Origin of the sequence: Williamsia sp. D3 (assembly GCF_000506245.1) — a bacterium.
Classification (GTDB): Bacteria; Actinomycetota; Actinomycetes; order Mycobacteriales; family Mycobacteriaceae; genus Williamsia; species Williamsia muralis.
On the sequence record NZ_AYTE01000043.1, the window covers coordinates 21,573 to 33,817 of the forward strand.

Sequence of the window (12,245 nt, forward strand, 5' to 3'; positions counted from 1 at the left end):
GCTCCTTCGCGCGGTGGGTCTGGTCAGAACAGGACGTGTTGGGCGTCGGCGGCCACGGTGTCGGTGAGGTGTTCGTAGGCGGCGGCCATGCGTTCGACGGCGGCGAGGGGTTCCTCGAGCTCAGCGGCGATCTGTTCCCAGCTCATGCCTTCGTCGTAGTGCATGTGCCAGGCCATCTTGTGCAGATCCTCGGCCCGCAACACCGGACCTCCTCGCATGTGGTGGCCGTTCATGCTGTGCCCTGGTGCAGGCGGGCGAGCTGGTCGCGTTTGGTCAGCCACAGTTCTTCGGCACGCTGCTGGTGGCCGGTGAGGCTTTCCCAATGGCCGGCGAGTTCCTCGACGCTGACGGTCTCGCGGATCTGGGACATGCGGGCCAGCAGGCCGGCGTAGCCGCGCCGGTACCACTGGTCGATCACTTTGGCGGCCAGGTGCGGCAGTTCCACACCACCGATCAGTGGTCCCTGAGCGGGGGACAGGATCGCGAACAAGTGCTGCTCGACGCGGGCCAGGCGGCCGGTCTCGTATAGCCGGGCTTGGACCAGGACCGGGTTCGCCGGGCCGCCCTCGTCCAGGACGCTACTCACGGCGGCGAAGATCTCGGCGTGCGCGGGGCTCCAGAACGGATTCCACCGGTCGGGTCCGGTCATGATCTGCCGGACCTGCTGGGCCAGGTCTTTCGGGGCCCACATCAGTGCGGTCAGGAACGCAGCCTCGACGCTGGTGGTGATGGCGTCTTCGGTGCTGACGTCGCCGCCCAGGTGGCTGGGGAATTGATCGACGGTGAGGGCTTCGTTGTCTGGGGTGACCTCGCCGGCCGACTCGATGTCGGTGGCCATGTCGGTTGCTGTGATGGTCATCGGGTCCTCGTTTCCGTCGCTCGTGGGCGTTCGGCCTGGGTCAGTCGGTGGCATAGGACAAGTCCGCGTACACACACCCCGGCCCGTGCGGGTCACTGAGGTGCTCGTGGCATTCGCGGCAGCAGTCCTGGTCGTCGTAGCGCAACGCTTCGTGCGCGGCGGACCATGGCCGTAGCTGGTGTGCCTGCTCGGCGCGCTCGGCCAACTCCTCGAGACGGGCGGTGTCCTCGAGGTCGCCGGCGGCTCGTCGGGCCTGCGCTTGTTGTCGGTAGTGCTGTGCTCGGTCGGCGTAGCTGGTCACTGCGGTCATGGTGTGGGTCTCCAATCGAAAAGACTGCTCAGGGAAGGGAAGTGATGATGCGGTGGGCGGCTCGGATGTCACGTGCAGCGTCGGCGATCCATCGCTCTGCATCGGGCCCGGCCGCACTATCGGCGTAGTCGGTGTCATACAGCTGCCGTTCACCCAGAGCTGCCGTCAACCGGTCAGCGTGTTCCAGGTGTTCGCCGGCCGCGCGTAAGGTGGCTGCCAGATCGGCTCGGGTGGCAGCGATGTCGAGGTTGCGGGCCTCCTCGATTTGATCCATCTCGTGTGCGAACTCCGCACTGTCAACGCTCATCTGCTTCCCCCTCTCTTCATGCCGCCGCGTGAGCAGCGAGTGCCTTGACCCGATCCGGCCGGAAACCGGACCAGTGGTCGTCGCCGGCCACCACAACCGGTGCCTGTAGGTAACCCAGTCCCATCACGTAGTCGCGGGCCTGGTCGTTGGTGGTGATGTCGACGACGGTGTAGTCCAGGCCGTTCTTGTCGAGGGCCTTGTACGTGGCATTGCACTGCACGCATGCGGGCTTGGTGTACACGGTGATGGTGTGCTCAGTCATTGTCTTGGCCTCTCGATTAGTTTCGTGCGACTGCGTTTCTAATAGCTTTATTATATGCGATATTGCGTTGTGCTGCAACACTTTTCGACAATCAACCGCAATTGTTTTGAGCGTTTCCGAGCGGTTCAGAGTGTGGTCATTTCCTGATAACTGGCCCTCTTGTGCGGGCGGGCCGGAGGACCAAGAAAGCGGAGACAAGAACGTGGTGCGAAATACGCGCAGCGCGTGCCGCGTTGTTGGCGCAGACTCTTGGTCCGCAGGTCCGGTCGTGACAACAATGGGGCCATCAGGGAATGCAGCAGGGGTGAGGTGTCTCGAAATCTGTTGCATCGCAGCACCTGCCGGTGGTGATGGTCAGTGCGCCTGGTCGGCGTCGAGGTAGCCGGCCCACTGCATGATCCACCAGTCAGTGTCAGTGAAGTCACTGGTGTGGCCGGTGAGGAGCTGGTGGTAGAGCTCGGTGATGTGGGTGGTGACCGGGTCATGGTCGACAGCAACAGCAGACATAGGTGTCTCTTCTCGTTGACGGCAATAAACGGGGCAGAGCGCGTCGCCGGCGGACGGCAATTCGCCGGAGACACCACTATGTGTACCCGATCGCTATAGATACGTCCTGGTAGATGCAGATGCACAGCACAGGGCCCCACCCTTGCGGGTGGGGCCGGCGGCCGCCGCTAGCTGGTCTCGGCGAACGGGTCAGATGGTGTGCCGTCGGGCAGGTGCCAGTCGGTTTCGAGTTGGCTGGTTCCGTCCTGGCGGATCGTGTGGGTAGTGATGCCTTCTCGGATGATGCTCGTTCCGTCGATGTCGGCGTAGGCAGTGGTGATGGTCATGGTGGGTTCTCCTCGTTGTGGTCGACGCTGTCGGCTTCGCAGTCGCTCAGTGCGGGGTGGGCGGTCAACCCCGAAGAGCAGCGGCGGCCGGAAGCCACTTTCACGCGAGCGCAGCGAGTGCGGGTGTGAAAGTGGTTGGAGCGCACGGGCGTAGCGAAGCGGAGAACGGGCGACACCGCTGGTGCGTGGGTTGACCGGTCGGGCCCCCGGACTGAGAGAATGAGAAGACGCGCGCCCCTTGGTGACCACAGGAACGAAGTTCGGGCCGTAGGCCCGACTACGCGACCGGAACCGATCCCTGTCCACCAAACGGTGGCGTGAACACTCCTCGCGCGGCGGGTACACAGGTGGTGGTGGCTGCCCGTGTGAGGGGTCGGGCAGCCATCGGCCCAGCATCAGCAGGTGGGTTCGTCCCATCGGCCGGGGCGTAGCCCGGTGTCGCGGTCGCTGGGATCACTCCACCTGTCGGCGATCTCGGCGAGACATTCCCACCGTTCACGTTCGGTCAGTCCCGGTGCCCAGCTGGCCCAGCGCCGGCCGGGAAGCATCGGGTTCAGGGCGCAGGGGTCGCGGCGGCCGGCCGCTTTAACGCACACCGATTCCACGGTGAGCTGCTGGTCGTCATCGACTCCGCCGATCTCGCGGACAGCTTCGGCGATGGCGTCGACCACCTCGGGGCGGGTCGCGGCAATGTTGGCTGCTGCCCACAGGATCCCGGTGAACGTGCGGGCCAGCTCGTCGGGAATGACAGCGGGAACGAAGGCGCTGGTGGTCGAGGTCATGACGGGGATCCTTTCGATGGGTCGGGTAGGTCAGCGGGTGTGCAGTGCCGGCGTCGGCGTGGTGAAGTCGGTAACCGAGAGGGCGCTGGTGATCGCGATGCCCAGGTCGTACGGGGAGCGGGGCAGCGGTTCACCCAGGTACGCGAGCCATCGGCCGGCGTCGAGGGTGAGCATCGCCGCTGAGCGGTGCAGGGTGTTGTAGGTCAGGGCCTCGGGGTCGATACCCTCAACCGCGAATGCTGCCGGTAACCAGGTGTTTTCGTCCATGAGCTGGCGCACGGTCGTGCGCACCGCGTCGTCGGTGAATGCGCGTACGCCGTTGATCCCGTCGCACGAGTACGAACGCACCTCGGGCAACTCGGCCGGGTCCGTGCACACCAGGCGGTCGTCGAGCTGGTCGTAGCTGTCGGTCATCCCGTTGAACTGGGCGCTTTGAAACCCAAACCACTCGTTTTGGGCTTGGAGGTTGGCTGGTCCGTCAACCCAGGCCACCCGGAGCCATGCGCTGCCGGTGCCCCGTTCGCAACGGACGGAAAACTTCACGGTGGGCCAGGTGGCGCGCAGGTGCTTACGAAGCTCGGCGGCAGTCTCTTTCGTGGTGAACTTCGGCATGGTGACCCTCCCGGCCTTGGTGCGGCAGACCTGGTGTCCGCCAACTTTTTTGCCCTTCTGGCAATGGAGATAAAGACCGGCATAGGAGGACAGAACACAAGACCGCGGGCGGAAAGTTTTCACGCGGAGCGCAGCGGAGTACGGGTGTGACAAGTTTCCGAGCCCGAAGGGCCGCAGCCGGGGCCTTGTGTGGCGGACGACGCCGGTCACAATCGGAAGGCCAGAAGGGAAAACGAATCAGATCCCGGCCGAAGGCCGGTCCACGGCACCGCCGCAGGCGGTTCCACATGGTTGCTCGCGTAGCGAGCAATGAACGCCGGCCACCTGGTCTGGCGGCTGACCTCAAAGACTGTTGGTCCCAGACGCACGTGGCTGTCTAGGTGATTGTGCGGGAGCGGCGCGGGTTCGGGAGAGCTTGGTGTCGCGGCAGCACTAGGTAATACTTTTGGCATGGGACTTGGTTGGGCGGACTGGATTAGGTTTGTTTTAGCACCCCTTGTTCTTGGTTTGATTGCGGCCATTGTCGCCACCAGGAACGCCAAAAAGACACCCCACGAACGTTTAAAGAACCTTGTCGATATACACGACAAAATGCCCGATCATTTGGATTCCATAAAGGTCGTCGAGGCCGCAATTGCCCGGGAGTTGGTGGATTTCGATCGCCGTGTAGCAGCGGACCAAAAGGGATTCTGGGCAGGAGCGAGGGAACGATTCGCACAATTCGGCGGAACTATCGAGGTATCAATAGGATTTGTGCTGTTCGCAATGATGTTGACAGTAATCGTTACGCACGAAGATAACGACGACACTAGTCCCTGGGCGTTCGTGCTGATTGTGGCGGCGGTGATCGTGGCCGGCGTCGGCCTCATTGTGCGTTTTTCACTCTTTCGCGCCGTGCGAAAATCACTGAGACTGGATCGTGCCGCCGCGCATATAAGTGCGACTTTCCCTCGGACAGGCATTCAATTACTGGCATCGCAAGACGTTATTCCTCCTCAAGACATTGGAGCGGAGTTCGGCGAAGCGGCCGCAAGGCTGAAAACGTTGGGCGTTTTACAAAAGTGACGGCAGTTCAACAGGTCTACGTCTGACGCCGTTCGGAAAAGAAGCAATACAGCTCAGCCTACGAAATGCAGATCGCCAGCATTTCGCACACATGGCTGACGTGAAGGCAGAGATGGAAGCCCGCGAGAGCGAGTCCGGGCCCGACGCGGCCGGGCAGTGATTTTATTGGCACAGTGCGGCGTAGCCGCTCCGTTGATGTAGCCGATCTAGGAAGCGTTCACGGCTTCACCCGTTGACGCGCGGGTATGGGGCGGCCTTCGGTGGTTGGTGCGGAGCGTTAGCGCAGTCACCGGCCATCGAAGGGCGAGGCAGCGCGGCGTAGCCGCTCCGTTTTGTGCCGGTGGTGCCGGCGGGTGGGTTTTCCGCCGGCACCACCGGCCCTGGTCAGGCGGCGGCTGTCTTGTCGGTTGGTTGTGGGTTGAGTTCCTCGGCGAGGGTGTGGACGGTGTCGAGGACTCGTCTTCCGGTGGCGCTGACCAATTCGGTGTCTGCTTCGGCCCATTCGGCTATGTAGCCGATGCTGTAGCTGGTCGTGTCGAGTCCGAGGAGGCCAGCCAGTACGTAAGCGACTGATTCGGCTTCGACTTCGCGGATACCTCGGTGCAGCTGGCGGCGGTCAGTGCCGGTGAGATCGGCGTGGAGCAGTGCGTGGGCTGCCTCGTGGATCATCGTTTTCGCCGTTTGGGCAGGTTCTAGGGCGGTTTCGATGACGATCTGGCGGCTGCCGTCGCAGGTGGTGTAGCCGTTGGTGTGGCCGTCGAGCTCGCGGCGGGTGATGGTCCAGCCTCGGGCGGTCATCACGTCGCGAACCTGGCCGTAGATGCCGTCAGGGTCGGCTCCGGTGAGGCGCTGGGAGGGGTTCTGTTCGATGTCTGCCCAGAGCTTTGCTTTGGGGTTGGCTTTAAGCATGCGCGGGGTGAGTTCGGTGTTGGGGTCGGTTTGCGACTCGTCGAACACCGACAGGATAGGAAATCGGGGTGCTCGGCGTTCGGTTTCCTCGCCGGTGTCGGGGTCGGTGTCGGTAATCCTTTTGGAGCTGTAGCCGAAGATGCGGATGGCTTTTTGTCCGGCTCGTACGTGGCGACCGCGTTCGAGCCACTGGTTGTAACCGGCGACTGCGGTGGCCTCGGGGCATTGGGTGAGGATCAGGACAACGTTTTTGAAGCTGTAGGCGTGGAACGCTGCGGACTGTTCGAGAAATCGGGTCCATTGGTCGCTGTTGGTCAGGGCTTCGACCTTGTCGGCGATGGATGCGTGGAGCTGCTCGGCGAGTTCTTTGCGGGCTTGTGCTTTGTCTGCTGCGGTGGTCGCGCTGCGGGTCATGGTGGCTGCTCCCCTCGAAATCGGTGGCAGACCTGGTGTCCGCCAACTTTTTTGCCCTTCTGGCAATGGAGAGGTGGACCGGGCTGAGGACAGAACGGAGTGGCAGGTGATCGGACAGTTTTTCAGCGAGCGCAGCGAGTGCGGTTTGAAAAAGTGTTCGACCCCGCAGGGGCGATAGTCACCTGTTCGAAGTGCGGACGAACCGGTCACACTCGGAAGGCCAGAAGGACAAAAACGTGACCGTGCCGAAGGCCGGTCACGTCAAGCGGATCTCGGCCGCAGGCCGAGCACTGCGCGCCGCCAGGCGCTCAATCGAGGTGACCGCGCAGCGGGCATGGTGGTGCTTGCGTTCAGGAACGCGGTAGCGACGGGCACGAAGTCGACGGGCTCGACGTCGAACCCTTCGCCGTGGCTGACGCAGTGGTGCAGCACAGCGAGGCGGGCCAGGGCGGTGCCCAGGTCGGGGTGGGTTTCGGTCCATTCGTTCGCGACGTAGTCGGTCCACCACAGAACGAACGTGCCTCCGTCTGGGGCAACGGTGGCGTACAGGTCGGGAAGGGTGAGCGCGGCAACGGCGTTCATGAGGGTTCTCCTGGATCGGGGGGCTGTGGCGCAGCACATTTCGGGACTGTGCGTCAGGTGACGGTGCGGCAATGGCGGCATTCCCATTGCCCGCTGACGCGGGTGCAGGTGCGTCGCTCTTCGCAGAGCCAGCACCGCTGGTTGGCTCGGGTGATGGTCTCGCCGGCCTGATCGGCGGCCGCCACTGCGGCGGCCACGCTGAGCTGGGCGCGGTGGGCGGCGCGGACCTGTTGGTCGCGGTCGTGCTGCTCGGCCTCGGTCAGCGGCGGCCGGGCGCTGGCCTGCAGGTAGCCGGTGAACGCCCGCGCGCAGTCCGGGCACACGTCGCCCTGCTCGCCGATCGGGTTGACGCACCCGGGGAGCACGCAGCGGGCGAACAACTCCAGTTCGGTGACGTTATGCATGTCGGGGCCTTTCAGTCGATGATGATCGGCAGGCGGGCCACCGGGTCGGGGGGTGGCCCGCCCACCCACATCAGTGGTCGGTGTGTTCTTCGCCGTCTGAGGTGTCGCGGCGCAGGTGCGCGGCCCAGAACGTCTCGGCAGCCTCCGGGTTTCCGGCGGCCCGCAAAGCGGCGACTGTTGCTTCTGCTTCGAGGCAGGTGAGGGCACCGGCGATGTCGTCGGCCACGTCGAGTCCGCCGAAGATGTCGGCCCACACCGTCAGGGCGTCGGGCGCCTCGGCCGGTGTTCCGGCGTCGACGGCGCTCTGCCAAAACTCCACCGCCTCAGCGCTTTGAACGCTGTAGGACGGCAACCCGGTCCCGGCCCACGCGGACCGCAGTTCGTGGTCGACAGATGTCACGAGGTCACCGCGCCATTCTCTGGCCGATCCGAGCGCGGCCATCACCGATGCGACGGCGAGCTGGGCGCGACGTGGGTTGATGTGATCGGCGATCTCGGCAATGTCCATGACTGGGGTCTCCCTCGGGTCGGTGCGGCAGACCTGGTGTCCGCCCACTGTTTTGCCCTTCTGGCAAGGGGAGAGGTGGACCGGCTCAGGAGGACAGAACACAAGACCGCGGGCGGAAAGTTTTCACGCGGAGCGCAGCGGAGTGCGGGTGTGAAAAGTTTCCGAGCCCGCAGGGCCGCAGCCGCGGTCTTGTGTGGCGGACGACGCCGGTCACACTCGGACGGCCAGAAGGGACAAAACGAGAGAAACCGGCCGCTAGGCCGGGCACTGTGCGCCGCAGGCGCTTCCGATCAGGTGACCGCGCAGCGGGCATTCCGGTTCGTCTGCCGCGTGATGAACGCACAACGAGGGCCCACCCCGTATCTCGGGGGTGGGCCCTTGTATGTGGGTTCAGTGAGCTGGCTGGGGGTGCTGGATACCGATGGCTTCTTCGAGGTAGTAGCTGGCCCGCTCTCGCTGGGCGGTGGTGGCCGCCTGCTCGAGGAGGATGGTGTTGGCCAGGCTTTCGGCGTGGTGGGCGGCCGAGCGTTGTCGGTCGGTGCCGTTGCCGGCCGCGACGGCCTCGTGGATGGCTTGGCGGGCCTGTTCGAGGATCTCGGGGATGGTGCTGGTTGCTGCGGACATGATTCGGCCTTTCGGTAGGTGGCGCTGACGCCTTGCAGTCGGGCTGGGCGGGTGCTTCTATCAACTTCGCAACTGAATCCGCCGGCGGGCGCCCAACGACTACAGCTGGCAACCCGTTGAATGAACCAGCTGAGCTGCGCGGATATGAGGCGGCTGGCTGATAGCCTGCGCGCATGGCGGAGGTAAGGCGAGCAGAGGTAGACGACTCCAAGTTCAATGCCGGGTTCAAGTACCCGTACTCGCTTCGAAGGACGGACTTCGTGTCTGCGATGCAAGACGTCTATGACTTCTTCGGCGATGTCAATGAGAACTTGACGGGCAGAGGGTTGCAACGACTCGATGAGATGCTTCGGCCCGCTGCAATGTCAGGCATGTTATCCGACATGATTACCGACAGTGTTGCGAATCACTCGCGAGGGTTGACCTCGAACCTCTTTCACAACGGCCATCCTGATCTAATCGTGAAGGGCCGTTACCCCCAGGACGGGGTTAAGGCCGGCGAAGAGGGTGTCGAGATAAAAGCGACTCGCAGCCGGGGTGGCGCGGTTGATATGCATGGCGCTCGTAACCAGACACTTTGTGTGTGGGTGTACGAGGTCGACAACGACCGCAGCAAGTCGGTGTACGACCGTGAGCCGCTGAGATTTCGGGAGATCTACTTAGCCGAGGTCGTCGTTGACGACTTCCGCCGGAACACCCGTGGAGCGCTTGGGACACCGACGTCGACGTTACACCGCGAGGGGATTAAGAAGTTTCGGCAGAGTTGGGTCTATCTGGATGTGGGCGACGGTGGTCATTCGGCGTGGCGGGTCTGACCGGGTCGTGTCTGGAACTGTGCGAGTCTAGGGATTGCCGCTTTTGCCAACTTGAAATAGTGGGGATCGCGTTCTAGGCCAATAGATTCGTAACCGATGTTCTCTGCGGCTGCGAGCGTCGATCCAGAGCCCGCAAAGGGGTCAAGCACGATGCCCTCGCCCATCGGCAGTGAGGCGCGGACCACAGTCCGCAGGAAAGACTGCGGTTTCAGTGAGGGATGGTCAGCTAAAGCCCGCTCGTTCTTCCGCGTCGGGTGAGACAGAATTAGATCACCGAATGGTTGGCCCTCTGAGATGCGGCGCAGTCCACCAGTTTTTGAACTTACGTAGATTGTCGGCGACTGTCTTGCACTCAATCGGCCGGCGATAGAGTAGCCACGGTTCCCACTGTGATCTGGCCATGACTGATACGTCCGGGAACTCGTCGTGCGCGTTCTTGGGCCGGTCGCCACCGCGCATAGTCATCACCGCTCGCACAATTTCTCCACGGCGTTCTAGACCGGCGTTACCAAGGGCCGCGGAGATGTATGGAGAGACAAGCGGGTTGGCTGCCACCATGACGTGGGCACCGGGAACTAGTGCGGGGAGCAGCAACTCAGCCCACGTCTGAAAGAACTCAGTTATTCGTTCCAGATCAGACTTAGTCATAGTCGTGAAGCGCGGCAACGGTGCGCGTTTATGACCGTCGAACGACGGCGGGATTCTCCACACTCCACCCTTGCCAGCACGTAGCTTTGCTTGTTGATCGTCGGTATATTCGTGCAGACCGTACGGGGGATCGGTGACTACGGCATGGATCGACTTTTCCGCCCGGCTCTTGAGCCACGTGAGGCAGTCCGTACTGATCAACTCAGCTCGTCCGTAGGTGAACGGCTGCGGGCGAGTCATGTCCGTGCTCGCTTCTTCCGGTACGAGCCGCGGTCTAGCCGCTCGAAGACGGCCGGAGTGTTTAGCCGCAAATATGAGCGCACCGACGACCGCGCCACTGCGCGACCAATGTCTTTTTCGACGGCCGCGTGGATTTCGTCGATGGTCATCGGCCCGGGCTTCGTGAAGGACTTCAGGATCGCGTCGCGCACTACGCCAGGCTTCTCACTCATGAGCGTGAATGTAGACGTCTAGACGTCGCATGTAAAGCGTCTTCGCCGTTCGCGCGGCAACAGCCGGTCAGGCAGCTCTATGTACGGTCGTCCTGGGCCTCCTGCTGTGGGGTCCTGGAGCAGCGTCCGGCATCGATGAGGTTGGGGGGCTTGCCTCCTTGTACAGCGTCTCGTCGACGAGCATTGCGTAAAGAACATCCGATCGTCGACGTGCTAAACAGATAAGCGCCGCGTGATGGCTTTTGCCCTCGCTGCGCTTGCGGTCATAGTAGGCCCTACTAACCGGGCGTTTGAGGGATGCGAATGCGGCCAGGTACATGGCCCTTTTCAGTCGGGTATTGCCGCCATGTTGGTGGTGCTCGCCTTTAATCGAGGTGCCCGAGCGGCGCGTTCGTGGAGCTACTCCGGAGTACACGGCCAATCGACCGGGGTTGTCGAATCTTCGAATGTCGCTGATCTCGACAAGGATGGTAGCTGCTGTCCGGGTACCGACCCCAGGCATCGAGGTGATGACCGCGCCGTGGGGATGGCGTTCGAGTTCGGCGTTGAACTGTTTCTCCAGCTCGGCTCGCGCAGCACGAACATCGAGCAGTTGTTGTGCGAGAGTCGATATGACGAAGTCAGCCTTTGCTGAACCCGGGACGATGACTGATTGCTCTGCTAGAGCCTTGGTAATCGTGGTCACGACGTGGTCGCCGACACGTGGAGCGTAGCCACGCGCCACCTTACGGACGGCAGCTGGGCGGGCGTTTGATAGTCCGTGCGGGCCGCCAAATTTGGCCAAGAGTCCGGGGCCAATCGGGCGGTGCAATTGCTTGCCGACGGCACGTTCGAGCGCTGGGTGCACCGACAGCAAAAGTGATCGTATGCGGTTGATCAGGCGGTTCTCCTCGACGGCAAGGTCGGCGTCAAACCCGGCGAGGATGCGCAGGCCTTCAACGATCTCGTTGCGGCTTTCAACTGGGACGAGTGTGTTGGGTAGTGTCCTTGCGGCGTCGGCGATGACGTACGCATCGCGGGCATCTGTCTTCACTGAGCCCGCGTACAGGTCGGCGATACGTCGCATCCGGAGACCTGGAAGATATGCAAGATCTAGGCCGCAGTCTCGAGCGACCGCCAGTGGGAGGGCTCCGATATTTCGCGGCTGGTCGACGACCACGAGAACCGACCCGTGGCCAGTCAGCTCTCCGAGCAGATCTCGTATACGCGCCTCGTCTTGCGGTAGCTCGCGGTTGAGAACTCGGCTGCCGTCAGGGCGCAGGGCGATAGCGTGATGTTTGAACTTTCCGACGTCGATTCCGCAGTACACGTCGTAGCTGTCAGTTGGCATTGGACTCCTTCGCCGATCGTGGTCGTGAAGATGTAGTGGCGGCATCGATTCCCGGCACACACGTTATGAGGGCCAGCCAGTGCTGAACCACGCCTCTATTAGCGGTGAAACGACGCCAGACCGCCCCGGCGGCGACACCCGCCGAGACCTACACACGGCCAAAGGGCTGTGAGCCATACCGGAGCGGCTGACTAGCCCCGGTATTAACACCGGAGTCTGACAAGAAAGATAACGGTGGGCTGTCAACCCCGAAGAGTCCCGGCGGCCGGAAGCCACTTTCACGCGAGCGCAGCGAGTGCGGGTGTGAAAGTGGTTGAAGCGCACGGGCGCAGCGCAGCGGAGAACGGGCGACACCGCCGGGGCGTGGGTTGACAGGTCGGGGTCCCCGGCCAGCCACCATGAGAAGGCGCGCGCCCCTGTGGTGACCACCAGGGCGAAGCTCGGACCGCCAGGTCCGACAACGCGGACTGAGGGGGAGAGAAGCCTGGCCAACGCGACACAGGTCTGGGGAGAAACGTGTCGGGACCGG

General features: G+C 63.1%; 20 protein-coding genes. 2 read left to right on the forward strand and 18 right to left on the reverse strand.

Annotated features, from left to right (window positions below):
* Nucleotides 1-23: 23 nt before the first annotated feature.
* The 9 genes from W823_RS52030 to W823_RS52060 all read right to left on the reverse strand — a co-directional run bounded on the left by W823_RS52030 (nucleotide 24) and on the right by W823_RS52060 (nucleotide 3,965).
* On the reverse strand, nucleotides 24-203 hold the full coding sequence (locus W823_RS52030) for a hypothetical protein (RefSeq protein WP_235189655.1): 180 nt from the start codon (nucleotides 201-203) through the stop codon (nucleotides 24-26).
* A gap of 26 nt (nucleotides 204-229) precedes the next feature.
* On the reverse strand, nucleotides 230-859 hold the full coding sequence (locus W823_RS52035; RefSeq protein WP_023961934.1) for a DnaB-like helicase N-terminal domain-containing protein: 630 nt from the start codon (nucleotides 857-859) through the stop codon (nucleotides 230-232).
* Between the two features lie 40 nt (nucleotides 860-899).
* A complete protein-coding gene (locus tag W823_RS52040; protein ID WP_031333261.1) occupies nucleotides 900-1,169 on the reverse strand; it encodes a hypothetical protein in 270 nt (89 codons plus the stop codon).
* A gap of 28 nt (nucleotides 1,170-1,197) precedes the next feature.
* Entirely contained in the window at nucleotides 1,198-1,476 is a 279-nt protein-coding gene (locus W823_RS52045; protein ID WP_023961938.1) for a hypothetical protein, read from the reverse strand.
* Between the two features lie 16 nt (nucleotides 1,477-1,492).
* The gene (gene nrdH / locus W823_RS52050; RefSeq protein ID WP_023961940.1) at nucleotides 1,493-1,738 is read right to left on the reverse strand and encodes a glutaredoxin-like protein NrdH; all 246 of its coding nucleotides are present in this window, start codon (nucleotides 1,736-1,738) and stop codon (nucleotides 1,493-1,495) included.
* 354 nt (nucleotides 1,739-2,092) lie between these two features.
* Nucleotides 2,093-2,245, reverse strand: a complete 153-nt coding sequence (locus W823_RS58260; RefSeq protein WP_023961942.1) for a hypothetical protein — start codon at nucleotides 2,243-2,245, stop codon at nucleotides 2,093-2,095.
* A gap of 167 nt (nucleotides 2,246-2,412) precedes the next feature.
* Nucleotides 2,413-2,571, reverse strand: a complete 159-nt coding sequence (locus W823_RS58265) for a hypothetical protein (RefSeq protein ID WP_023961944.1) — start codon at nucleotides 2,569-2,571, stop codon at nucleotides 2,413-2,415.
* A gap of 395 nt (nucleotides 2,572-2,966) precedes the next feature.
* Entirely contained in the window at nucleotides 2,967-3,353 is a 387-nt protein-coding gene (locus W823_RS52055; protein WP_023961946.1) for a hypothetical protein, read from the reverse strand.
* 30 nt (nucleotides 3,354-3,383) lie between these two features.
* On the reverse strand, nucleotides 3,384-3,965 hold the full coding sequence (locus W823_RS52060; protein ID WP_023961948.1) for an LPD29 domain-containing protein: 582 nt from the start codon (nucleotides 3,963-3,965) through the stop codon (nucleotides 3,384-3,386).
* A gap of 450 nt (nucleotides 3,966-4,415) precedes the next feature.
* On the opposite strand from W823_RS52060, the gene W823_RS52065 reads away from it, so the two are divergent.
* Complete coding sequence (locus tag W823_RS52065) at nucleotides 4,416-5,030, forward strand: hypothetical protein (protein ID WP_023961950.1); 615 nt, start codon at nucleotides 4,416-4,418, stop codon at nucleotides 5,028-5,030.
* A gap of 384 nt (nucleotides 5,031-5,414) precedes the next feature.
* Here the strand turns inward: W823_RS52065 and W823_RS52070 are convergent, their stop codons facing one another.
* The 5 genes from W823_RS52070 to W823_RS52085 all read right to left on the reverse strand — a co-directional run bounded on the left by W823_RS52070 (nucleotide 5,415) and on the right by W823_RS52085 (nucleotide 8,471).
* Nucleotides 5,415-6,353, reverse strand: a complete 939-nt coding sequence (locus tag W823_RS52070; RefSeq protein WP_023961952.1) for an ArdC-like ssDNA-binding domain-containing protein — start codon at nucleotides 6,351-6,353, stop codon at nucleotides 5,415-5,417.
* Nucleotides 6,354-6,614: 261 nt separating this feature from the next.
* The gene (locus W823_RS52075) at nucleotides 6,615-6,935 is read right to left on the reverse strand and encodes a hypothetical protein (protein ID WP_023961954.1); all 321 of its coding nucleotides are present in this window, start codon (nucleotides 6,933-6,935) and stop codon (nucleotides 6,615-6,617) included.
* A gap of 53 nt (nucleotides 6,936-6,988) precedes the next feature.
* On the reverse strand, nucleotides 6,989-7,339 hold the full coding sequence (locus tag W823_RS52080) for a hypothetical protein (RefSeq protein WP_023961956.1): 351 nt from the start codon (nucleotides 7,337-7,339) through the stop codon (nucleotides 6,989-6,991).
* 70 nt (nucleotides 7,340-7,409) lie between these two features.
* Nucleotides 7,410-7,847, reverse strand: coding sequence for a hypothetical protein (locus tag W823_RS56885; protein WP_023961958.1), 438 nt, complete (start codon nucleotides 7,845-7,847; stop codon nucleotides 7,410-7,412).
* Between the two features lie 390 nt (nucleotides 7,848-8,237).
* Complete coding sequence (locus W823_RS52085) at nucleotides 8,238-8,471, reverse strand: hypothetical protein (RefSeq protein ID WP_023961960.1); 234 nt, start codon at nucleotides 8,469-8,471, stop codon at nucleotides 8,238-8,240.
* 173 nt (nucleotides 8,472-8,644) lie between these two features.
* Here W823_RS52085 and W823_RS52090 point away from each other — a divergent pair, with 173 nt between their 5' ends.
* Nucleotides 8,645-9,286 carry a hypothetical protein gene (locus W823_RS52090; protein WP_023961962.1) on the forward strand — a complete coding sequence of 214 codons (642 nt, stop codon included), beginning with the start codon at nucleotides 8,645-8,647 and terminating at the stop codon, nucleotides 9,284-9,286.
* On the opposite strand, the gene W823_RS59740 is transcribed toward W823_RS52090, so the two are convergent.
* The 4 genes from W823_RS59740 to W823_RS52100 form a co-directional block, all read right to left on the reverse strand.
* On the reverse strand, nucleotides 9,265-9,642 hold the full coding sequence (locus W823_RS59740; RefSeq protein WP_200866409.1) for a DNA methyltransferase: 378 nt from the start codon (nucleotides 9,640-9,642) through the stop codon (nucleotides 9,265-9,267). The two genes, W823_RS52090 and W823_RS59740, sit on opposite strands and share 22 nt — an antisense overlap.
* Nucleotides 9,557-10,174: a site-specific DNA-methyltransferase gene (locus W823_RS57485; protein WP_200866410.1), complete on the reverse strand. Its 618-nt coding sequence runs from the start codon at nucleotides 10,172-10,174 to the stop codon at nucleotides 9,557-9,559. The genes W823_RS59740 and W823_RS57485 overlap by 86 nt, the downstream gene beginning before the upstream one ends.
* Nucleotides 10,171-10,386 carry a hypothetical protein gene (locus W823_RS0130590; protein ID WP_152538163.1) on the reverse strand — a complete coding sequence of 72 codons (216 nt, stop codon included), beginning with the start codon at nucleotides 10,384-10,386 and terminating at the stop codon, nucleotides 10,171-10,173. Before W823_RS0130590 ends, W823_RS57485 begins: the two co-directional genes overlap by 4 nt.
* Before the next feature lie 67 nt (nucleotides 10,387-10,453).
* Complete coding sequence (locus W823_RS52100; RefSeq protein ID WP_023961966.1) at nucleotides 10,454-11,716, reverse strand: IS110 family transposase; 1,263 nt, start codon at nucleotides 11,714-11,716, stop codon at nucleotides 10,454-10,456.
* Between the last annotated feature and the right edge of the window lie 529 nt (nucleotides 11,717-12,245).

Bases quoted from the DNA above. Each gene is read 5' to 3' on its own strand.
- W823_RS52035 (WP_023961934.1), bottom strand. From the start codon at position 859: ATGACCATCACAGCAACCGACATGGCCACCGACATCGAGTCGGCCGGC.
- W823_RS52040 (WP_031333261.1), bottom strand. From the start codon at position 1,169: ATGACCGCAGTGACCAGCTACGCCGACCGAGCACAGCACTACCGACAA.
- W823_RS52045 (WP_023961938.1), bottom strand. From the start codon at position 1,476: ATGAGCGTTGACAGTGCGGAGTTCGCACACGAGATGGATCAAATCGAG.
- nrdH (WP_023961940.1), bottom strand. From the start codon at position 1,738: ATGACTGAGCACACCATCACCGTGTACACCAAGCCCGCATGCGTGCAG.
- W823_RS58260 (WP_023961942.1), bottom strand. From the start codon at position 2,245: ATGTCTGCTGTTGCTGTCGACCATGACCCGGTCACCACCCACATCACC.
- W823_RS58265 (WP_023961944.1), bottom strand. From the start codon at position 2,571: ATGACCATCACCACTGCCTACGCCGACATCGACGGAACGAGCATCATC.
- W823_RS52055 (WP_023961946.1), bottom strand. From the start codon at position 3,353: ATGACCTCGACCACCAGCGCCTTCGTTCCCGCTGTCATTCCCGACGAG.
- W823_RS52060 (WP_023961948.1), bottom strand. From the start codon at position 3,965: ATGCCGAAGTTCACCACGAAAGAGACTGCCGCCGAGCTTCGTAAGCAC.
- W823_RS52065 (WP_023961950.1), top strand. From the start codon at position 4,416: ATGGGACTTGGTTGGGCGGACTGGATTAGGTTTGTTTTAGCACCCCTT.
- W823_RS52070 (WP_023961952.1), bottom strand. From the start codon at position 6,353: ATGACCCGCAGCGCGACCACCGCAGCAGACAAAGCACAAGCCCGCAAA.
- W823_RS52075 (WP_023961954.1), bottom strand. From the start codon at position 6,935: ATGAACGCCGTTGCCGCGCTCACCCTTCCCGACCTGTACGCCACCGTT.
- W823_RS52080 (WP_023961956.1), bottom strand. From the start codon at position 7,339: ATGCATAACGTCACCGAACTGGAGTTGTTCGCCCGCTGCGTGCTCCCC.
- W823_RS56885 (WP_023961958.1), bottom strand. From the start codon at position 7,847: ATGGACATTGCCGAGATCGCCGATCACATCAACCCACGTCGCGCCCAG.
- W823_RS52085 (WP_023961960.1), bottom strand. From the start codon at position 8,471: ATGTCCGCAGCAACCAGCACCATCCCCGAGATCCTCGAACAGGCCCGC.
- W823_RS52090 (WP_023961962.1), top strand. From the start codon at position 8,645: ATGGCGGAGGTAAGGCGAGCAGAGGTAGACGACTCCAAGTTCAATGCC.
- W823_RS57485 (WP_200866410.1), bottom strand. From the start codon at position 10,174: ATGACTCGCCCGCAGCCGTTCACCTACGGACGAGCTGAGTTGATCAGT.
- W823_RS0130590 (WP_152538163.1), bottom strand. From the start codon at position 10,386: ATGAGTGAGAAGCCTGGCGTAGTGCGCGACGCGATCCTGAAGTCCTTC.
- W823_RS52100 (WP_023961966.1), bottom strand. From the start codon at position 11,716: ATGCCAACTGACAGCTACGACGTGTACTGCGGAATCGACGTCGGAAAG.